Here is a 20194-nt window from a genome sequence, read left to right on the forward strand (position 1 = left end):
GACACCCGCGGTGTTTCCCCCCCCCCCCTCCGCCTTTTTGCCCCACGGGGGCCCCGGCGGGGGGGGGGGGGGTGCCGGCCCCCCCGGGGGGGGCGGGCGGCCCCCCCCCCGCCGCGACCGGATCAGGGCGTCGCCCGGCGCAAGGACAGAGCGAAGGCGCAGCTGGTGACGGCCAGGATGACGATCGGCGGCATGGGCAGGAGCAGGACGGATATCGCCAGGCCCACCAGTGAGGCGACCAGGGGGATCCATCCGAAGGCGGTGCGCCGTTCGACCAGTGCCGGGGCGTGCCGGACGGCGGTGAGGGCGAGGAGCCCGCACGCGATGACGAACAGGGCCATGACGAGGCTCATGCCCTGGACGATGTCGAGGGTGCTGCGTTCCAGACCGAGCAGGGTCATGCTCGACTCCCGCATGGCTGTCGAGGAAGCTTGCTGCTCGGGGGTGGGGTCGGCCAGCGCCGTCGCGGCCGCAAGGGCGAGGTGGCCCGTGCCCAGCAGGACGAAGCCGCCGGCCCCGACTCTGAAGGGTCGCAGCGGCTTGGGCTGGGGCTTGCGCTCGAGAACGGGTGTGACGGTCGCGCTCACCGTGGCTCCTTGAAGTCGAACGAGGCCGCCCTCTACATCGGTAGAGGACGTTGCCAGCACTCTACACATGTAGAGGGGCGTGGGTGGGGACGGTTGCAGAGCAAACCGGATGGGAACCGCGCACTGCTGATTCCGGCGGTCGGCCGCCTCGTCCGACCGAGGGAGCCCTGCTGATGGCGTCCGAATACCCCGTACGCCCGCGCCCGAGCCGTTCACCGAGGCGCTGTGGGAGGCGGCGCAGACCGCTGCGGTGGCCTACCGCCTGGTGATGACCCTCGGGGTGTTTCTGCCGCAGACTCTGTAAGCCACCTGCTGTCACCTAAGGATGACGCTCACGCCCCGTTCCTCGAAGATCTCCAGGAGCAGGTCGAACAGCACCACCTCGCGACCGCCGACGGGCACGCGCTCTACCAACCGCGCCCTGGGAGCCCCGACGAAGCCCTCGTACGCCGAGCAGCTCAGCGACGGCCTCGGCTACTTCGACCTCGCGAAGACGCACCTTGCGGGCCGTGCCCTCAAGGGCACGGCCGGCACACTCAACTACGCCCGCGGGGTCAAACCGCTCGACCTCTGCAACATCACGCACTCCGCCGAATTTCGGACCAACCTATGGCCAACGGCCCGTGGTCGCGGGCAATGGCGACCGGCCGTGCCCCGCTGCCGCCGACGGACATCACCCTGCCAGGTGCCCGGTGCCGAACTGCATTCGGGGCAACGCCCAGCTGTTCCCGGTGCAGGTCGACTTACTGCAGTAGTTTCAGGGCTGCAGTCGCCAGTCTTGGGGCGGTGCGGTGTTGTTCGTCGGCCGGCAGGATGAGGTGGCTGATGGTCATGCGGACGATGACGTCCGCGGCCATCTCCAGAGACTCTGTGGGCTGTTGGGGGTATCGCGTAGCCAGCCAGCCCTGGACGAGGGTTTGACCGGCATCGAAGATTGGGTCCGCTCGGGCGGTGAGGTAAGGCAGGAGGCTGTCGGATCCTTGTCGGGCGGCTGTGATGACAGCCCGTATGAGGGGCTGACTGTCGGCCTCCTGAAGCACGTGGAGGATGGCCGCCCGGAGGCAGTCATGGGAGTCGGGCACGCCGGGATAGAGAGCATCGGTCACACCCGCCAGAAACTGCTGGGTTTCAAGAACTACCAGCGCACGGCCCAGGCCGGCGCGGTTGCCGAACTCCTTGTACACCGAAGGGCGCGACACTTCGGCGCGGGCGGCGACGGCCGAGAGGCTGACCTGGTCCCAGCCGGCTTCGCATGTGAGGTCGCGAGCGGCCTCCAATACGCGCCGCCTCATCTCTTTGCGCCAGGCAATGCGCGGGGGGTCAGGTACCGGCCCACCTGTGAGTGTCGCCGCTTCGATCCGATGCCTTGCCGCCGTCATAACGGCCAGTCTGCCAGGGACCGAAGCCCGTTCGGCGAACCGGGCTCGTGCGTGCGGGTCCGGCGGGCGCCGGGCGCGCGGTGGTGCCGACCCTGGGAGAGGGGGCGGGGCCGGCACCACGTCTTCAGGCCCTCAGTGATCCGAAGGGATCAGGAGCGCTTGCGCCGCGCCGCGAAGAGGAGGCCGCCGCCGAGAGTGAGGACCGCCGCTGCAATGCCGAGCGGGAGCACCGGGCTGGAACCGCCTGTCTCTGCGAGCGGACCGCTTCCGCTGAGCGGCTTCAGCCCGGAGCCGCTGTCAGTGCCGTCGGTGGCTTGCGCGCCCGGTGAGCTGGTGGGATCACCTCCGGCGGACTGGCCGCTCCCGGCGGGGGCGTCACTTTGCCGGCCGGGGGAGGCGGTCTCGGAGGCACTTCCCGTGATGCCGCTGCTCTTGGCGCCGAAGGCGTAGGCGCCCCGGTCGGGCGCGCCGCCGGCCCGGCGGGCTCCGGTGAAGTCGGTGGTGACGGCGGCGAACGGCGTACCCGAGCCGGCGGCGGGGGAGTCCTTGGCCAGCCGGAAGTCCGCGTCCGCCCCGGTGCCCGTCTTGGCGAGCTTCGGATCGGCGATGACGTCGTTCGGGCCTTGGACCTCGGGCGCCTTTCCACCGAAGTAGATGTTGTAGTCGTAGGTGACGTCCACGTTGCGGGACTTGCTGTTCGTCGCTTGCCCCTGTCGGCCGTACGCGATGTTGTTCAGAAGCCGCACGTCGGTACTGTCATGCGCGAAGATGTTGGCGTAGCTCTCCATGCGGGTGCTGCGCCCGTTCGCGTAGGCCGTGTTGTGGACGATGTCGACGTGCTGGCTCTTGTAGGAGTGGATCCCGGAGCCGCCGTTGTCGTAGGAGAGGTTGTTGGCGACCAGTACGCGTCCGTTGTAGGCGGGGTGATCGGCGTCGCCCTTGAGGGTGTCGATGATGATGCCGTTGCCGTCGGAGTAGCAGCCGCACTTCTCCCATTTGATCTTGGTCTCGTTGTCGTGGACGCGATTGCCAGTGATGCGGATCTTGTACGTTCCGGCGTCGCCGCCACCCACGTCGCGGGGGGTGAGGACGGAGATGCCGCTGGTTGCGTACACCGTGTACCAGGAGGTCCCATGCACGTGGTTGCCGGAGATGGTCACGTGGTCGGAGTCGATGGCTGATATGCCGCCGCCGGCACAGCCGTGCACCTCGTTGCCCGTCACCTCGATGTGGTGCGACAGCGCGCCCGTGGACCGGTTCTGTTCCACGGCGATGCAGTTCGTGTTGTAGGTGGGGTCGCCCTTCTTCGATTCGCGCTCTGCTCCGGCCGGTGTGAGGGCTGCGTTGTTGCCCTTGACCTCGAGGTTTTTGATGGAGATGTAGGAGGCGCCGTGGACGCTGATGCCGTTCCACGCCTTCACCGGGTGGATCACCGGATGGTGGCCGGGATGAGCGGTGAAGGTGACGGGGGCTCCGGGGAGGCCGGAGCGCTTGATGGTCAGCACGTTCGACCCCTCCGAACGCTCGGAGTACGTGCCGTTCATGATCGAGACGGTGTCGCCCGGCTCGACGGTGTCCGCGGCCTTTTGGAGGGTCCGGAAGGGAGCTTGGACGGACGTGCCCGAGTTGCTGTCGTTGCCGCTGGGGCTGACGAAGTACGTGCGGGCCGCGGCGTGTGCCGTACCGGCTCCCATGGCGACGAGGCCGAGCGGGGCCGATGAAGCGAGCAGTGCTGCGGTCAGGGCGAGGGTGCTCGTGCGTTTCACTGTTGCCTGGTCTCCCAGTTTGTCCTGGCGAAGCGGCTGGTGCCCTCCGTGGGCCGTAGCCGCGAGCAGAGAGCACGCAAAGGAGGCACGTCGTCCGTCTCGCCGCGCCGGGGCAAGGCGCCGGGCAGCGAAGCCGGAAGTCGTTGCGCTCCGAAGTCCGCTGTGAGGGGGGTGAGTTACTCGAGTGACAGTCCCAGACTCGAAAAATGAACACAACCCCGGACTATGTGTAAACGTTCTGACGGTACGTCATGCCGGTGCTCTGTCTGGCAGACGCTGCGGAGCGCCGCAGGGAGTCCGGCCTGCCGAAGGGCTGTCCCGTAATCCCCGGCGGGCGCGCGGTGCCGGCTACGGCGCCTCGCCGCGTTGTCGGAAGCGCCCACATACGCCCAGTATGAGGACGCTCCTCCGCCTTGCGATGCACCGCATCCGACACCGCGCGCTGATCCGCCAGGGATTACGGGACAGCCCTTAGCGGGTCACAGCACGGAGGCCCGGAATCCGGGAGGGCTGGAACCCATCAAGTTCACCGCCAGGTCGGGCTGCGACCGCGCCGGCCCCGCCTTGGGTCGCCGCGAACTGGCGCACAGCGAGCATCGGTGGCGTCTCGGGAAGCGTATCCCTGCGGCGCAGGGGTGGTTGTGGCCCGACCCGGAGATGCCACCCCACCTGTGGTAGCCGCTACGGGGAGCGGCACCGACGCTGAGCTGCGTGAACCTCTTGCGGGACGCTCACGCCACGTGATCATCCGCAGAGCCCCTTTGCCAGGAGTGCCGGGCACGGCGTGTGGAGTCACAGCAGAAGTCGGCTCACCCCGGAGCCTGATTCGGCGGGCCCCTCTGGTCGTATCCACGCGCCCTGGATGTCTGGCCGGGGGAGGCTGTCGGGTGCCAGGCCCGGAGCGGCGGTAAGGAGCGCATTCCCGAGTGGTTCTCACGTTCCTTCGAGCCGATGCTCGCCCGGGCCGCCGCGCACGTCCCGGGTCCGGCGGTCAGTGCTGCCGCGATTGCTTCGACCTGCTGTCGGGCGGTCACCAACTGTGGACCGGTCAAGGCATACGTGCGTCCGCGGTGGCCGGGCTCGGTCAGTGCCACGCGTGCCACAGATGCGATGCCCGCAAGGTGGATGGTTGGCAGCGCGGTCTGGGCGTCCGGCGCGCGGACGGTCTCGTGGCCACGGATGGCATGGCCCACAGTAGGGCGTTCGGGCGAACTGCATCGGCCGCAGGATCGTCCAGGCCATGCCGCTTGCCTTGAGGAGTTGCTCCACCCCCAGGTTCTCGCCATGGGCCCGAGGTGCGGGTGGGTCTGGACCGTGATGGACGACACCAGCACGGCGTTGCTGCACGCCCGCCTGCCGGGCGGCTTCGAGAATGTCGGCGTCTGAGCCCGGGCGCGGGACGAGGGGAAGCAACCGCACTCCCTCCAGCGCGGGCTTCCACGACGCAAACTTCTTCGAAGTCGCCCTCCACAGCCTCGACCCCGTCGGGGAAGACGGCCCGTGCGGTACCACGGGTGAGGCCTCGTTCGGGCTCGTCGGAAATGCCCAGAGCGTAGGTTGCAGAGCCTTCTCTGCATAGGTTCCTTCGTAGAGAAGGCTCTGCCAATTGTCACCATGGTGCGCAGGCCTCGCCGCCGGCTCGGCGGGTCAATCGACTGCCATCGGCGGCGGCTTGACGCTGTGCCCCAAGCCCCATAGGCATCCGCCGACCCGGCCGGTGATCCTCCACCCCACCGCCCATGCAGCCCGGAGCCCGCTGAGGTGAAGATCCTCCCATTGGGGTCCCATCCGAGACCCGCGATCCGATCGCTTCAACATTTACATGAGTCGCATCGGCATCCTTCCTGACATAAGCTCAGAAGAGAAATGGATTAGGCCGTTGATGACTCAACGAGTTGCCCCTGAATTCTTGAACTCCGAAAGAAGTCGGAAGTGTGAGAAACGGGAGGAAACGCCATGCTCTTCTTCTACAGCCAGGACACGAGAGCCGCCGGATCGGGCAGGCTCGACGGCAGTGGCGACTTCGTCAACCTCGTGGACTTCCCCGCCGGTCAGTTCGGGAACTGGACGCACATCGTGCCCGGTGGCGGCCAGCTCTTCTTCTACAGCAAGGACACGCGGGCGGCGGGAACGGGAAAGCTCGACGCGGGCGGCGACTTCGTCAACCTGAAGGACTTCCCCGCCGGGCAGTTCGGGGACTGGACCCACATATCGCCCGACGGCGTCCAGGTCTTCTTCTACAGCAAGGGCACGCGGGCAGCCGGAACCGGTCGACTCGATGCCAGTGGTGAATTTTTCAACCTGGTGGACTTTCCCGCCGGACAGTTCGGGGACTGGACCCATGTCCTCTTCGCGGGCGGTGATCTTCTCGCCCGCTTCTTCTTCTACAGCAAGAGCACACGGGCGGCCGGAGCGGGTGAGCTCGACGACGGCGGCGATTTCATCAACCTGATGGACTTCCCGGCCGGGCAGTTCGGGGACTGGACCCACATCGTCTTCGACGGAGGCGCCTCGAAGCTCTTCTTCTACAGCCAGGGCACGGGGGCAGCCGGAACCGGCGGACTCGACGCGGCCGGCGACTTCGTCAACCTCAAGGACTTCCCCGCCGGACAGTTCGGAAAGTGGACCCACATCGTGCCCACCCACCGTCGGCTGTTCTTCTACAACCAGCAGACGCGGGCCGCCGCATCGGGTGAGCTCGACGACGGCGGCGATTTCATCAACCTGGTGGACTTCCCCGCTGGGCAGTTCGGGAACTGGACCCACATCGGTGCGACCCAGGACGGGCTGCCCTGAGGCACCCGCCCGGTTCCCGCGTTCAGAGCGTCAGGCGCAGGAGGGCGCCGCCGCCGGGGCGGGTCCCGCCGTCAGGTCGGCCGAGTGGGCCCGGGCGATCAGGCGTACCAAGCCCAGGTTCGGGCCCCAGCCCGGCAGGGTGCGGGCCGTGCCGGCGCGGTAGAAGCGGTCGAAGACGTGCGGGAGGTCCTGCGGTGAGATCCCGGGGCTGAGAACCAGGGGCTGAGCCGGGGCTGTGGTCGCGGACTGTCAGCTCCGGGCCCCGGCCCGGGGTGCCCACCGTCAGCTCGACCTCGAGCGGCAGACCGGCGGGGCTGAACTGGTCAGCGTTGTCGAGGAGGTTGCACAGCAGACGGCTGAGCCGCGCGGGGCCGGGCACTACGACGGGCTCGGCCGGCACCCGTACGCTGAAGGGCACGGCCGGCCGACGCCGACGAGCGTTCATGAGCCAGTGCCGTCCCAAGCCAGACGTACCTGCTGGCCGCCATCGGGGACGTGGTGGAGCCGGTCTCGGCGTTCTCGCCGAGAACAGGCGTGTTCGCGGCTGCCCTCGACGATCCGCTCCTGCGGGACGGATCTGTTGCGTTGGTGGCGGTTCCCGGATGCTTTTGGGGGTGGAGTGGCCGGGTGCCCGGGCGGAGGCCCGGGACTTCGGGCGGTGGATGGCGATCGCGCCGAAACCCGTGCAGGTGCACCGGCGTCGACAGACCGCGGACACCAAGGTGCGGTCGGTGGCCAGGGCGCCGGGGGGGGGTGCCGCATTCGGTGACGGGACGGGCGGGACCGGGGCTGATGTACGCGGCGACGACGCGGACGCACTGCGAGACCGCGCTGCGGTCGTTCTACGACGTGTCGGTGGCGGCTGACAGGATGCACGGATGGAGATCAAGCACGCGCAACGTCATCACGTGAACCAGCAGCGTCTGGACCAGGCCCTCGGTGACAAGGCGGACCGTGTGCAGGAGCGTTTCGAGGACGTCTACCAGCGGGGCTACCCGATGCGCGTGATGCTCGAGGAACTCGGCCACGAGCTGCTCGACCACGTCGCAGCGCGCACTACCCAGGATCCCGACCTCGACGACGAGCGCACCCGCCTCGCCCTGGTCACCGCTGCTGAATGCCGCCTGGGCGTGCTCGACCTGGGCTGCGCTCCCGGAGGCGACTGGGAGATCCCCTTGCCTCTGACCGGGACGCGTCTGACCAGTGAAGAGCTGGACTACGACGAGACGCACGACGCGACCGACACGGTCACCGCGCGCACCTGGATCGACGCCTTCGACATCTGCCTCGCCAGCGGTCTGGTGCAGGACTGGGAGCGGGCGATCGGTCTCGTCCTGCGAAGCGACTTCGCACCCGCACTCCACAACAACCTGCCCCACGCCGGCCGGGACTCCGTCTCCGAACCGGACGATCTCGCACACATGGACGCCCTGTGCGCCTACCTGACCCCGGCCCGCGGCCACCTGCCCCGAGATTGGCCACAGGTGACGCTGACCAAGCCATCGACGGATGAGCGGTTGGACGCTGCCCTCGCCCTGGATGCCGCCCACGCGGTGAGTCTCGACCAGCGCCTGCTGCGGGTCCTGCTCGCCGACGATCAGTGCGCCTTCGAGCGGGCCTTGGACGAACGGCTGGCGCAGCATCGTGCCGGTGTCGGGGAGAATCCCGCGCCCGGAACTCTGCTCCCCCTGGGCGCAATCGCCTTGGCCGCCCTCGCCGTGCAGGTTCATGGTTGGGACCTGCAGACCAGGTCCGCCTACCTTCCGACCTCTCTCCTGAAGCCGCCTACCCCTGTCGGCTCCTGACCCGGCCCGCCGATCAGAACGGTCGTTGCCAGGCCGCCGGGCTACAGCCGGTGGACGACCTTCATGTGCTCGGAATCCTCGGCCCCCATCTCAGAAGCGGAGCACGCACCTGCCCAGGGGGCAACCGGCGTCACCCCTCGCGCTGGCGACCTCCGGGTGGACGGCGCGGGCGGTGAGTGGTCCGTGCCGATCGCCGCCCTGCGGCGCCGACGGAAGGCGGAACGCGAAGCCGCGGCCATGAGGCGCGGCGGCCCGTGTACAGCCGCTGTGGCAGCAAGTTCACGGACGGCCGCTGGGAGGCGATCGGGCAGTCCTCGTGGCGCAGCGAGGAGGACGACCTGTGCGACCTGTGCTGGTCGTGCCTGCACGAGCACGACGCGCAGGGGGGGCGAAACGGACGCGCGGCGCCAGGCGGAGGAAAGTGCGGAGCGGGAAGCGGCCGCAGTGGAGAGGAGGAAGGGCCGGGGCCAATTCGGCCGCTACCGGTAGCCGCCCGACGCGCGCGACGGTGGCTACCACTTCCGTCCCACTCCACCCCGTCCATACAGGACCCTTCCATCCGGGCAACTACGAGCTGGGCGCGCCGCTGGAGTGAGGCAATTCAGAGTCCGGCCGGCACCTGCTGTGGTTTGTCTCCACCGCGACGAGAGCTGAAGACGGCCACGCGCTACCACATCATCGAAGACCAGGACCGAGGTGTGGGTGGTGCGGAAGCCCGTGTCGTGCCGGCCCGTGACCGCTGGAGGGCGCGCGCGTTGGAAGGGTATGGCCTCATGGCACGGCCCTATGGCATGGCCCCATGGGATGGCCTCATGGCAGGGCCGGCCTTTTCCCATACCGGTTCGGCTGCCGCCGCCCCCCGTGACCTGCCTGCCCGTGCCGTGACCGCATTCCTATTGCTTCCTGTGGGGGTTTCTCATGTCTCAGCAGTTTCCGCCGCCCGGTCAGCAGCCCCCGCCCGGGTACGGCTACCCGCCCCCGCCGCAGCCGAAGAAGTCGAGCGTCGGCAAGGTGCTCGGCTTCGGATGCCTTGGGATCGTAGGTCTGATCATCATCATTGGCATCGCCGGGGCGCTCGTAGGCGGCCGCGATGACACGGCCGGGAACGCATCTGAGCCCTCGCAGACGGCCGCCTCCCCGAAGGCGGCCGGGGCGGCCTCGGCGAAGCCCCCGGCGTCGAAGCCAGCCCCACCCGCGGGCGCCGAAGCGGACGTGGAGATCACGGACTGCGAGGTGGACTCCGCTACGAAGTGGGCGAAGGCAGACTTGACGATCACGAACAGGTCGTCGAAGAAGTCGAACTACATGATCAGCGTGGAATTCGTGAACAAGGCGGGAACCCGCGTGGGCGAGGCCATCGCTGCGACCAACAACCTTGCGCCCGGTCAGGCCGCAGAAGAGACGGCGCAAGGCCTGGACCAGATCACGGACAAGATCACATGCAAGGTCACGAAGGTTACCCGCTACGCGTCCTGATCGCTGCCCTGCCGCTGCCCGCCGTCCCCCTTCACGGTCGGCGAACTGGAGCGCGACCGCCTACCGGACATCGCGGCCGGCCGGCGGGCACGGACATGGAGTTCACCCCCGCACCGCAGGATTGAAGGGCTACCTGAGCTTCGTCCTCTACACGGAAGTCGCACCGCCCCGTCGGTTCCGATTCTCCTTTTGGCCCCCGCCGCAGGGGCGGACCCAGCAGCGGTACTCCCGGACGCGAGCATTCTGTCCGGGTGCGGCTGACATCCGCATCAGCGCGTCAACGGCAGGCCTTGCACCAGGAAGAAGGGTGCAATAGCAACGGTGGGGAGCAGCCTTCGCATGGGCTGCTCCCTCCCCGTGGGGACACCGAGACGTCACACCGGTTGTGACTTTCGCTTCTACTTGGCCGCTTTGGCGCCATGCAGTACACAGCCGTCGCTGTCCACGTTGGTGTGGGGCGTCAGCGAGCCTCGCGTCCGTCCGGGGGGAGTCGCGCCAGGATGGGGAGCCCCGAGGGCCCGGCGCCCCCGGGCGGAAGGAGAGCGCATTGATCACCACGAACATTCAGCGTCACGGCACGGTCCTGGTCAGCGTCACCGGGGCACTCGACGGAGACGCGGGCGCGGTGCTCCAGCGGGCGCTGGACGGCGTCACCACTGGTGAGCGGGACCTCATGGTCGACCTGCACGGCGCGATCTCCATGGACGCCGACGGACTGCTCCATCTCCTGGCCCTGCACCGGCGGGCGGACAGCCTGGGTTTGCGTGTCATGGTCGTCGGCTGGCAGCCCCAGCCCCAGCAGTTCATGGCTGATGTCGCCGGCATTCGCGGGCGGGGCTCGGCCACCGGCGAGCGGTACGCCGTGGCGGGTTTTCGCCGGCTGATCGAGGAGCGGGCGCAGCGCGCACGTGACCTGTCGGATTTCGGTGCCGGATGGCTGTCCGGCGTGTAGCGAGGCCCGCGCCTGTTCCTCACAGGGACGGTCGCACTCCTCGGCGCCCGCTCCTCGCCGCTCCACGACGTCGGGGTCGATGAGGTATACATCCTCGGCGTTCTCGAGTCAGGCCTCGGCGAGGAAGGCGCGGAGGGCGGACGGCCGGTGGGCGACCCCGAGGGCGTTGCCGTCGTAGCGGATCGGCGCCAGTCCTGAGCGTCCGGCGGGTAGGCCGGCCATGTCGGCGGCGGTGGCCCCGGGCGCCACCGCGGCGTCCACGCACACGGCATTCGTCGGCCCCCGTACGGGTGCCGTCTTCCGGAGGCCGGCGCGTGGGCGCCCCAGCCTGTCAGCTGGCCTCGCGGCGCCCGATCGCGGCTCGGACCGTGGGTGGAGGCGGAGGCGGAGGCGGTGTCGGCGCGGTCATCTCCGGGAGGCGCTGGAGCCGGCGCTGTCGCCTGCCCGGACGAGGCGGTTGACCTGCCAGGTGGCGCGTCCCGATTGCAGGTGATGCTGTCGGCGGAGCTCCAGAGGGTCTGTCCGTTGACCCTGGACGTAGACGTGGTCGTTGCCCGTGGCGGCGTTGTGCTCGTAGCAGGTGAGCGCGCAGGTGCGCGGTCCCGGTCATGCTGCTGGGCCGCCCGACGGGCGTGCGCCCCCTCACGGCAGGTAGGTCTCCAGCTCGCCGCGGCGCCGGACATCGAGCGTTGCGCAGTGGAAGGATCCACCGAACGGGGCGTAGTGCCGCAGGTCGCACGGGATGGGCTCGTAGCCCCACGCCTCGAGCGCCCGAAGCATGCCGGTCTGCTTGCGCTCCGCGATCACGCGTCCGTCGCCGATCGCCAGGACGTTCATGCTGAGCCACTTCCCGCACATCGACGTGATGCCCAGCAGCCGCTCGTCGACCGGCTCGGGCTCCGGCGCCACCAGAACCTCCCACGAGTCGAGAACCGCCGGTAGCCGTCCGATGTCGATGTACTCGGGATTGACCAGCACCCTGCCGGGCGACAGGGGCAGGAACGTCGTGTCGATGTGCATGGGGGTCGGACAGCGGCTCTCGATCTCGTGGATACGGTAACCCGGGCCCAGGTGCCGACGCAGCCATTCGATCCCCATGCGGTTGGTGACGTTGCTCCGGGTCACGAACAGGTCCCGACCCGCCCTCACGAAGTCGGCGGCATCGAACACGGGCTCGAACTCGGTGAGGATGTAGCGCCCGGGCGGCCCGGCCTTCGGAACGCGGTAGTCCGGCTCGTACAAGGCCTCGGTGAGCTGCGGTCGCGGTGCCGCGGTCCAGCGGGCACCGCGCCGGAAGTAGTCCTTGAGGAGGGTGCGGTAGGCGTGCGTCTCGAAGTAGCGGCACGGCCAGGCCATCGGAGTCTCGATGATCTCGTCCCCGACCACGAGCAAGCTGTCGCGCGGACAGCTGTTGCTGAAGCCGCGCGAGGCCCAGTCGGGAGTGGCGAACCGCCGGGTGTGGTCCACCGGGTCCGGTCGCGTCACGGTGATCCCCAGGGAGCGCAGGACGGCGATGAACCGGTCGAGTTCGTGCTGCGCCGACTCCACCAGAATCCGCGGGTACCGCCGGCCGGCCGCCAGCCCCTGCAGGTGCGCCGCCCAGGGCGGGACGTTGCAGGCCACGACCGGGTGCCGCGAGGGGAATGCGGCGCCGTCGAGCCGCCCTACGACGACCTCCTCCAGCGGGTCCCACTCGTTGTGCGAACTTACCGGCGGGTTGAGGGACGCTGCGGCCCGGTCGCAGGGTCCCTCACCGGGCGACCGGCCCGGTTCCACTGCTGCCGCCATCGTGACCGCCTTCGTTCCAGGGAGTCATCGACTCCCACTGCCCGGGACCCTCACGATGCCGCGCACATCTTGCCGCGCGACAGCCGGTGCGCCCGTTCGGGTGGCGCGCGCAACCGCCCTTCCTGACCGACGCACTGTGCAACCGACGAGTCGAGTGTGCGATCGCAGCCACAGAGGCCATTGCGCCCCGCGGACTGCTCGTCGGCCCCGCCCGGAGCCGGCTGGGCCGGCGGTCGGAAAGCCGCCGGGTATGACACGTACACCGACACGGAGCCCGGCGGCGCCGCCCAGCCGCGGCGGCGGGTCGTGTTGAGGGCGCGGGACCGGATGGGCGCGGGACCGGATGAGCGGGTAGGGGGCGGGCGCCGGACGAGTTCTCGCAGCCTGCAGAAGCTGTCGCCCGGCTTATGGAGGTCCAGGTCCGGTCCTCCAGGTCCACGTCCCGCGGCACCCCCGCGCGGCGGAGCCGCCTGCGCGGATCGCGTCGTGACCCGCGGCGCCCGCGGCCACGACGACTACGTCCACCGCGCGCAGGCCGCGTTCGTCCGGCGCCTGGACCACCACCCTGCGCGTGCTCATGGACCCAGGCTCACGGCCCCGCCGACCGCCCGCACCCGGGAGTACTCCACCCGCCGAACGCCTACGCCCCATACTCCCCGAGCTCTGCCAGAACGCCTCGCTTTCTCCGGAGGTCATAGAAGGCTGGGGCAAGCGTCGTCACCCCGGGGGGCGGGCTTCCCAGCGGAGGAGCCAAGATGGCCGCCGCCACGGGCCGAAAGCTTGCCGAACCACTGCCGCAGGGGCGGTACGTGGAGCTACAACCGGCAGCCACAGCCGCGCCGCCTCATGGACCTCGTCGACGGCCTCCATCCAGCCGCCGGCCGCAGCATGGACCGCGGCGCACCCACCCGGCTGCTGCGCCGCTCCTTGCAGAGCTCCGGCGCCTGCCGCCTGTGAGGCCGGAGCGGCACCGGCCCGCAGGAGCGGCAAGGTGCTGGAGCCCATTCGGTCAGCGGATGCCGGAGTCGGGATGCACGGCATCCCATTCCTGGCGTGCTCGCGCGATGGCATCGCGGTGGTCGGCCGACCAGTCCGCGAGGGCTTTCACCAAATGCGTGAGGCTGTGACCCATCGTCGTGAGCTCGTACTCAACCTGCGGAGGCACTGTCGGGTGCACCGTCCGGGTGATCACCCCGTCGCGTTCCAGCCGACGCACAGTGAGCGTCAGCATCCGCTGCGAGATCCCGGGTATGGCGCGTTGGAGCTGTCTGAAACGACGTACGCCCTGGGCCAGTTCGACCACGACCAGGACCGACCATTTGTCCCCGATCCGGTCGAGCACCTCACGGATCCCGCAGTCCTCGTGTTCGCCGCCGCATGTGACTACGGGTTCGGTGGTTACCCCTGTGTGCCCTACTGACATGGAAGTGCCTCCTTACGCTTCGTGACGCAAATCCGCAGGATGATCCCGGTTACCGAAGAGAACCTACCGGAATGGGAACACGCTGATGATCATGGTTACCGGAGCTGCCGGCGCCTTGGGCGCGCTGATTGCCGAGCGGCTGGCGGGCCGTGAGGACACGGTCCTTGGAACGCGCGATCCTCAGCAGTTCCCGGCTGTGCTTCCTGTCCGCCCCATCGACTTCGACGACCGCCAAACCCTCATCAGGGGCTTCGAGGGTGTGGATGTGCTGGTCCTGATTTCGGCGGGCCAGGGCGAGGACGACACCGTCATAGCCCGGCACGGCGCCGCCATCGACGCTGCCGAGAAGGCCGGTGTGGGGCATGTCGTCTATACGAGCCTGACCGCCGACGGTGATCACCTCCCTTACGCGCTGCCACACCGCTGGACTGAGAGGCGGCTCCGGGAGAGCACCATGGGATGGACGATCCTGCGCAACGGCCTCTACGCGGAGTTGCTGGCCGGGCTCGCGCCACTGGAGGACGGCCGGATCACTGCCCCGCTCGGCGAGGGCCGTCTGGCAGCCGTTGCGCGGGCGGATCTGGCCGACGCCGCGGTACGGGTAACGGTGGAGGCGCCCGCACACGCAGGACGCATCTATGAACTTGTCGGCGAGCAGGCGATCGGCGGCGCCGACCTGGCCCGCACACACGGACCGCACGTCACCTATGAGCCGGAGACACTCGCCCAGGCCCGCGCGCGCATCGCCGCCTCCGGCGCCGAACCGTTCCAGGTGCCGATGCTGGTGGGCACGTACTCCGCCATCGCCGCCGGATTCATGTCCCGAACCGGCGGTGACCTCCGTCAACTTCTGGGCCGCGCACCCCGACGCCCGCTCACAGCAACCCTCGTGTAGCACCGGGACGTCCCCTGTCACCTCCGAGCCTGCGGATGAAACCTCTACGCCCGCTCCGCCCCACGTACCGCGAGCGGTGCCGAGTTCCAGGCGCTCGCCCAGCGTGGCCGGCCGATGGTGGGGCAGTGCGCGGGCACGGTCCATGCGCAGGATGGCCCGCCTCATGAGATGTGCGGCAGACCTGCCAGCAGACGTCAGCGGTCCGTATGACGGCCGGCACCGTGCTCCGGTGGGCTTCCGGCTAATGATCCAAGAGTGGGCCGAAGATCAACGACAGGCGGCCGCCGCCCGGACCCGTGGACCAAGGAAGATCCTGCCCAAGGGGGCGGATCCCGCATTGTCGATCTGCAACCGGCGGTGCCCCTCGGGTCACGAGCGAAGTGCCGTTCGCGTGTGGCAGCCGGTCCGTAGGACAGCACCTGCGAGCCGACACTGTGATCTTCGGGCCGGCTCCGGAAGCAAGCCTTCGGCTGCGCTCACGGGTAACCTGCCACAGGCCACAAGGTCACGCTGCGTCGAAGCTAGCCCGATGCGGTGATCTCTCGATGGGGTCATGCAGCCACCCCCGTGATGCACGCTTTCCGAGGCATGCTGATGTCATCTGCTCGTACCCGCCGGCCGTGCGCGAACGGCCGGTGGATCGGGGAAGGCTCCGGCGACAGGTCCGGTCATGGCTTCCAGTCGTTCCACTGCTCAGATGCTCACGAATCTCCTTGCCGCCAGCCATCTTGCGACGTTGGAGCGACTGCCGTCCCTGGTTCGGCACCATGCCGCGCTCGCGGGGCTCAAACGGGCCCGCATCTACGTGGCCGATCTCCGTGAGGAGGCGCTGCGGGAGTTGACTGGCCAGGGCCTCGACGCCGCCCAGGGGGGCGACGAGCTCCAAATCGAGGGCACGGTGGCCGGGCGTGTCTTCCAAAGCTTGCAGATCCTCCCGGGCAGTGGGGGAGACGACGGCGGCAGGAAATACTGGCTCCCGCTCCTGGACGGCACCGAGCGACTCGGCGTCCTGTCCGTGTGCCTCACGGAGGAGCCGGACGACGAGAGCCGCACTGCGATGACCGCCGTGGCATCACTTGTAGGTCTGATGGTGGTTTCCAAGCGCACACACAGTGACTCCTACGCGCGCCTGACCCGTTTGCAGCCGATGTCCGTCTCGGCCGAGATGCAGTGGACGCTCATGCCCCCGCGGACCTTCGCCGGGCCCAGGGTGACCGTGGCCGCGGCCATGGAGCCTGCCTACTCCACCGCGGGGGACGCCTTCGACTACGCCCTTGCCGGCGACATCGTCCATCTTGCGGTCTTCGACGCTATGGGCCATGACACTGCAGCCGGTCTGACCGCCAACCTCGCGATGGCCACCTGCAGAAACCAGCGCCGTCAGGGAGCCAGCCTCACCGAGGCCCGGGACGCCATCGAATCGATGCTGCTCGAGCAATTCTCCCTCGACCGCTACGCAACGGCGGTCCTGGCCGACCTGGACCTTCGAAGCGGCCTTCTGTCCTGGATCAACTGCGGTCACCCTCCGCCTGTCCTGATCCGGGCCGGACGCTGGATCACCGCCCTGGACCGCCCACCGACCCATCCCCTGGGAACGGATCTCGGCCTGCCCGCAGAGATCCACCGCGAGCAGCTCGAACCCGGCGATCGGATCGTCCTCTACACCGACGGCATCATCGAAGCCCGCGACCGCTCAGGGCGAGAGTTCGGCCTCGACCGGTTCCTGCAGTTCGTCATCCGCCACCAGGCGGACGGTTTCCCGGTCCCCGAGACCTTGCGCCGTCTGGTTCGCGCAGTGCTGGACCATCACGACGGACAGCTCGGTGATGACGCCACCGTCCTGCTCTGCGAGTGGCACGGCCACGAACTGCCGCCCCTGGCGTATTTCCTTGGCCCCCTGACCCGCACATGATGGGCGGTCCGTGGCGGTAGCTCGCCGCCTGCAAGCTCACCTGCCGGCAGTGCGCGGCGCCTGGACGTGACCGTGGACGAAGTCTTCAGTGCTGGTCCGAGCGCGGCCACCGGCTGGAGGAGTTCTAGGGGAGGGGCGGCGGGCGGACAGGCAGTCCTCAGGCCGTTTGCCCTGGCCAGGACACGTGTCCGGCTACGGGGCCGCAACAGCCTTCCCGCTTCCCGTGTAGAGGAGAGCCGGTCGGGCAGGTGCCCGGCGTGAGGACAGGCTTTCGGCCATGCCGGACCGGCGCAGGCATTTTTGAGGGCCGCGTCGCGGTGGTCACCGGTGCCGCCCGGGGGCTCGGCGAAGGCGTGGCGTACGCCTTGGCGGAGCGAGGGGCCAGGGTGGCCCTGCTGGGGCTCGAGGGGGAACGGCTCGGCCGGCTGGCGGCGGAGCTGCCGGGACCGGCAACTCACTGGACGGTCGATGTGACCGATGCGGACGAGCTCGCGGCGGCCGCCGAAGCCGTGCGGTACACCCTGGGTGAGCCCTCCGTGGTCGTCGCCAACGCGGGTGTGGCCCTCGGCGGGCGGCTGGCGGAGTGCGATCCCGAAGTATGGCGGCGGGTGGTCGAAGTCAATCTCGTCGGCAGTGCCCTGACCGCGCGCTGCTTCCTTCCCGATCTGCTGCGCAGCCATGGCTACTACCTCCAGGTGGCCTCCCTGGCGGCCCTCGCGCCCGCGCCGCTGCTCACGGCGTACTGCGCCTCCAAATCCGGGGTCGAGGCCTTCGCACACGCACTGCGCGCCGAAGTCGCCCACCAGGGCGTCGGCGTGGGCATCGCCTACCTGAGCTGGGCCGACACCGAAATGATCCGTGCGGCCGACGAGACCGATGTCTTCCGGGTACTGCGGACGCACCTGCCCTGGCCCGCCTCCGTCACCCACGACACCGCCCCCTTCGTCCGTGCCATGGTCCGAGGGATCGAACGTAGATCAACCTACGTGTACGCCCCGCCGTGGCTACGCGGTGTCCTGGTGGCGCGGGCCTGCCTGCCCTCGGTCGTCACGCACCGTTCCCGGCGGGTCCTCGCGACCCGTGAAGGCGCGCCCCTGCCGCCCACCGGCCTCCTGGGACCCGGCGGCGCGGCCGCCGGAACCGCCGCATCTGGACCGTCGCACCGCGATCGATACCACCGTCTTGGGGAGGAATCATGGCCATACGACACCGCCTGATCCACGCCGCGCCGCACGAGGTGTGGGCCGTGCTCGCCGACGGCTCCCGCTACTCGGACTGGGTGGTGGGCACCAGCGATTCGCGTGTTGCCCATGGCCTGTGGCCAGAGCTTGGCGCGGCCCTGGAGTACACCGTAAGCCTCGGCCCGTGGACGGCTTCCGGTACCACCGTGGTGCGGCGGGTGAGCGCGCCCGACGAGCTGGAGCTGGAAGTCGACAGCGGCCCTGTCGGGACGGCCCGCGTGGCGATCGAGGTCCGCTCCTGGGGTAGCGAGTCCCTGGTCATCGTGGATGAGCACCCGCTGCGGGGCGTGGGCGGCGCGGTACACAACGCCGCGCTCGACGCCTTGATCCAGCTGCGCCACCGCAGCATGCTCAAGAGGCTCGCGAACGTGGTCCAGGAGTCCGCCCGGTCCGACAGCCAGGTACAGGCCTGACGGCGGGGCCAGCGCCCTGCCCCCCGACTGTGAGGCAGGGGACGGGAAAGCGACGCAAGCGCAGCTGATGAAGCGCGGATCGGCGCGATCGTCAGGCGTCGTCCGGGTCGTCCTTCGCCATGGCCATTCGGATCGCGTCGCGAGTCCGGTCCACGGGTGCGGCGCAGCTGCTACGCCGGTCAGGCAACCGGGCATCATGGTGCCCGGTTGCGCCTCAGCAGCATGCCGTGCTCGACGCCGCTGCGCAGGTGGTCCACCACCTCGGCGTTGACGACCTCTCCGGGGGCCACCACGGGCACGCCCGGCCGATGCGGGCTGATCATCTCTGCGGCGATCCGTCCGACAGCCTCCTGGGCCGGTACGTGCTCGGCCTCGGCGAAGAATGCTTCGCGGGGCAAGCGGTCGTCAGCCCGCCGCCGCCCGTGCGAGGCGGGCCTGGACTGCGTCTGCCCGGGTCACTGCCGCCGATCCGCTCGGCACTCGGCGATCAGCCCTTTTTGCCCCGGCCCGTGAACATGTCACGGACGCGGTCGACCATCCCGGTTCCCGGCGCCAGGAGCTTGTTGAGCGGCGGGGTGTCGGGGGCTGCCGGGTGCGGGCGCGTCGGGGCCGTCTCCTTGGCCCTGCGCACCTTTTCGCCGAGCTCGTTCAGTGCCTCGGCGGAGCACGCTTCGGCCAGCAGCGGAAACAGCCGGTCCTCCTCGTCTGCCACGTGAGCCATGACCGTTGACTTCAGCTGGGCGATCAGCCCGTCGAAACGCTCGTCGTCGGGCTGACAACCCTCCAGGTCCTTCAGGAGGCGCTCGACCTCGCTGTGGTCGGCGATCTCCTTGTCCGCGAGGTCGTCGCCATCGTCCACGAACCTGCGCACCGCCGGGTAGAGGTGCTGTTCCTCGGCGACCGCATGGCGTACGAGTTCCATCGTCAGCCGGTCCGCCAGCTCCCGGCGTTGGGGATCGGCTCCAGCAAGGTTGTCGATCTGCGCGAAGAGAGCCGCGACCTCCTGGTGGTCCGAGGTCAGTTCCTCGATGACGCTTCCTCCATGGCCCATGTCGGGCACTCCTTTCCCTGGCTGTGAACGTGGCCCTGAGAACGTCTCAGGGGTCCGGCGATTTCGGACTGCGACACGCCCATGCCCTGCTTGACGGAACCCGACAGCCGCAGGGCTGCCGGTCCAGGGCGGCCGGGGGCCCTATCCCCGGCCGCGGACAGCCAGACACCGGCGACCGGATCCGTAGTCGGCGGCGCAACGAAGGGATCGGAGACTGTGCCAGCTGGACAAATCGTCACGGGCGAACGGCGTCGAGTACGCCCTGGTCGAGCCCCCCGGACGACGTCGCGTGCCAATCCCCGCCAGTAGGGCCGCGGCCCCTACGTAAGTGCGCGCGTGGCGGCGGTTGTTCAGGGCCCGGGGCAGGGCCTGAACGGGGGCGGGCCGACGTCGGCACGCGGCGCTGAACACGTGGCGTGGCGGCCAGGCCGCCGGAGGCGATGTGCGGTGCAGGCATTAGGGATGCGTCAAGGTTTCACGGGTCGGGACCGTCGGAACGGCTGTGGCGTCCCTCGGGGCGTGGGCTCATCGGGGCGGTTGGGCAGGACCCGTGGCCTAGCTATGTCGGTATTGCGTAGATTGTTGCGGCCGGGGGGCCGGACACGAGCTCAGGGAGCCGTCTGTGAGTCGGCTTCTCTGGTGCGGTTCGGCGCCGGCGGCGGGCGTCATACTCGGTGATCGTCGCGAGGCGCAGTGGCGTCCCTGACAGA

General features: G+C 69.3%; 17 protein-coding genes and 1 pseudogene. 9 read left to right on the plus strand and 9 right to left on the minus strand.

What is annotated here, in order from left to right; translation table 11 throughout:
* Positions 1-122: 122 nt before the first annotated feature.
* From AB0F82_RS16105 to AB0F82_RS16120, 4 genes and pseudogenes are all read right to left on the minus strand, one after another.
* Positions 123-587, minus strand: a complete 465-nt coding sequence (locus tag AB0F82_RS16105; protein WP_362627720.1) for an LIC_13387 family protein — start codon at positions 585-587, stop codon at positions 123-125.
* Positions 588-1330: 743 nt separating this feature from the next.
* Positions 1331-1966, minus strand: coding sequence for a TetR family transcriptional regulator (locus tag AB0F82_RS16110; RefSeq protein ID WP_362627722.1), 636 nt, complete (start codon positions 1964-1966; stop codon positions 1331-1333).
* A gap of 149 nt (positions 1967-2115) precedes the next feature.
* Positions 2116-3732 (minus strand): right-handed parallel beta-helix repeat-containing protein, encoded by a 1617-nt coding sequence (locus AB0F82_RS16115; protein ID WP_362627725.1) that lies wholly within the window; start codon positions 3730-3732, stop codon positions 2116-2118.
* Between the two features lie 992 nt (positions 3733-4724).
* Positions 4725-5281: pseudogene (locus tag AB0F82_RS16120) on the minus strand (SDR family oxidoreductase); the annotation flags it as partial.
* A gap of 407 nt (positions 5282-5688) precedes the next feature.
* Here AB0F82_RS16120 and AB0F82_RS16125 point away from each other — a divergent pair.
* The 4 genes from AB0F82_RS16125 to AB0F82_RS16140 all read left to right on the plus strand — a co-directional run bounded on the left by AB0F82_RS16125 (position 5689) and on the right by AB0F82_RS16140 (position 10761).
* Entirely contained in the window at positions 5689-6528 is an 840-nt protein-coding gene (locus tag AB0F82_RS16125; protein ID WP_362627727.1) for a hypothetical protein, read from the plus strand.
* Positions 6529-7406: 878 nt separating this feature from the next.
* The gene (locus AB0F82_RS16130) at positions 7407-8333 is read left to right on the plus strand and encodes an Imm49 family immunity protein (RefSeq protein ID WP_362627730.1); all 927 of its coding nucleotides are present in this window, start codon (positions 7407-7409) and stop codon (positions 8331-8333) included.
* Positions 8334-9344: 1011 nt separating this feature from the next.
* Complete coding sequence (locus tag AB0F82_RS16135; protein ID WP_362627733.1) at positions 9345-9809, plus strand: FxLYD domain-containing protein; 465 nt, start codon at positions 9345-9347, stop codon at positions 9807-9809.
* A gap of 547 nt (positions 9810-10356) precedes the next feature.
* The gene (locus tag AB0F82_RS16140) at positions 10357-10761 is read left to right on the plus strand and encodes an STAS domain-containing protein (RefSeq protein ID WP_362627736.1); all 405 of its coding nucleotides are present in this window, start codon (positions 10357-10359) and stop codon (positions 10759-10761) included.
* A gap of 108 nt (positions 10762-10869) precedes the next feature.
* Here the strand turns inward: AB0F82_RS16140 and AB0F82_RS16145 are convergent, their stop codons facing one another.
* Both AB0F82_RS16145 and AB0F82_RS16150 read right to left on the minus strand, forming a co-directional pair.
* Positions 10870-11022 (minus strand): hypothetical protein, encoded by a 153-nt coding sequence (locus AB0F82_RS16145; protein WP_362627739.1) that lies wholly within the window; start codon positions 11020-11022, stop codon positions 10870-10872.
* Positions 11023-11403: 381 nt separating this feature from the next.
* Positions 11404-12549: an amidinotransferase gene (locus tag AB0F82_RS16150; protein WP_362627742.1), complete on the minus strand. Its 1146-nt coding sequence runs from the start codon at positions 12547-12549 to the stop codon at positions 11404-11406.
* Between the two features lie 780 nt (positions 12550-13329).
* Between AB0F82_RS16150 and AB0F82_RS16155 the strand changes: the two genes are divergently transcribed.
* Positions 13330-13506, plus strand: a complete 177-nt coding sequence (locus AB0F82_RS16155) for a hypothetical protein (RefSeq protein WP_362627745.1) — start codon at positions 13330-13332, stop codon at positions 13504-13506.
* Positions 13507-13558: 52 nt separating this feature from the next.
* Here AB0F82_RS16155 and AB0F82_RS16160 read toward each other — a convergent pair whose 3' ends face one another.
* On the minus strand, positions 13559-13972 hold the full coding sequence (locus tag AB0F82_RS16160) for a winged helix-turn-helix transcriptional regulator (RefSeq protein ID WP_362627748.1): 414 nt from the start codon (positions 13970-13972) through the stop codon (positions 13559-13561).
* An 85-nt stretch (positions 13973-14057) separates the two neighbouring features.
* Between AB0F82_RS16160 and AB0F82_RS16165 the strand changes: the two genes are divergently transcribed.
* The 4 genes from AB0F82_RS16165 to AB0F82_RS16180 all read left to right on the plus strand — a co-directional run bounded on the left by AB0F82_RS16165 (position 14058) and on the right by AB0F82_RS16180 (position 18433).
* Positions 14058-14867, plus strand: a complete 810-nt coding sequence (locus AB0F82_RS16165) for an NAD(P)H-binding protein (protein WP_362627751.1) — start codon at positions 14058-14060, stop codon at positions 14865-14867.
* 697 nt (positions 14868-15564) lie between these two features.
* Positions 15565-16779, plus strand: coding sequence for a PP2C family protein-serine/threonine phosphatase (locus AB0F82_RS16170; RefSeq protein ID WP_362627754.1), 1215 nt, complete (start codon positions 15565-15567; stop codon positions 16777-16779).
* Positions 16780-17036: 257 nt separating this feature from the next.
* Positions 17037-17996 (plus strand): short-chain dehydrogenase/reductase, encoded by a 960-nt coding sequence (locus AB0F82_RS16175; protein ID WP_362627757.1) that lies wholly within the window; start codon positions 17037-17039, stop codon positions 17994-17996.
* Positions 17975-18433: an SRPBCC family protein gene (locus tag AB0F82_RS16180; protein WP_362627760.1), complete on the plus strand. Its 459-nt coding sequence runs from the start codon at positions 17975-17977 to the stop codon at positions 18431-18433. Before AB0F82_RS16175 ends, AB0F82_RS16180 begins: the two co-directional genes overlap by 22 nt.
* Before the next feature lie 194 nt (positions 18434-18627).
* Here AB0F82_RS16180 and AB0F82_RS16185 read toward each other — a convergent pair whose 3' ends face one another.
* Together AB0F82_RS16185 and AB0F82_RS16190 are read right to left on the minus strand one after the other, a co-directional pair.
* Positions 18628-18831, minus strand: a complete 204-nt coding sequence (locus AB0F82_RS16185; protein WP_362627763.1) for a hypothetical protein — start codon at positions 18829-18831, stop codon at positions 18628-18630.
* An 89-nt stretch (positions 18832-18920) separates the two neighbouring features.
* Positions 18921-19484, minus strand: a complete 564-nt coding sequence (locus AB0F82_RS16190) for a hemerythrin domain-containing protein (protein WP_362627766.1) — start codon at positions 19482-19484, stop codon at positions 18921-18923.
* Positions 19485-20194 lie beyond the last annotated feature (710 nt).

Source organism: Streptomyces virginiae, assembly GCF_040638905.1.
Lineage (GTDB): Bacteria > Actinomycetota > Actinomycetes > Streptomycetales > Streptomycetaceae > Streptomyces > Streptomyces virginiae_B.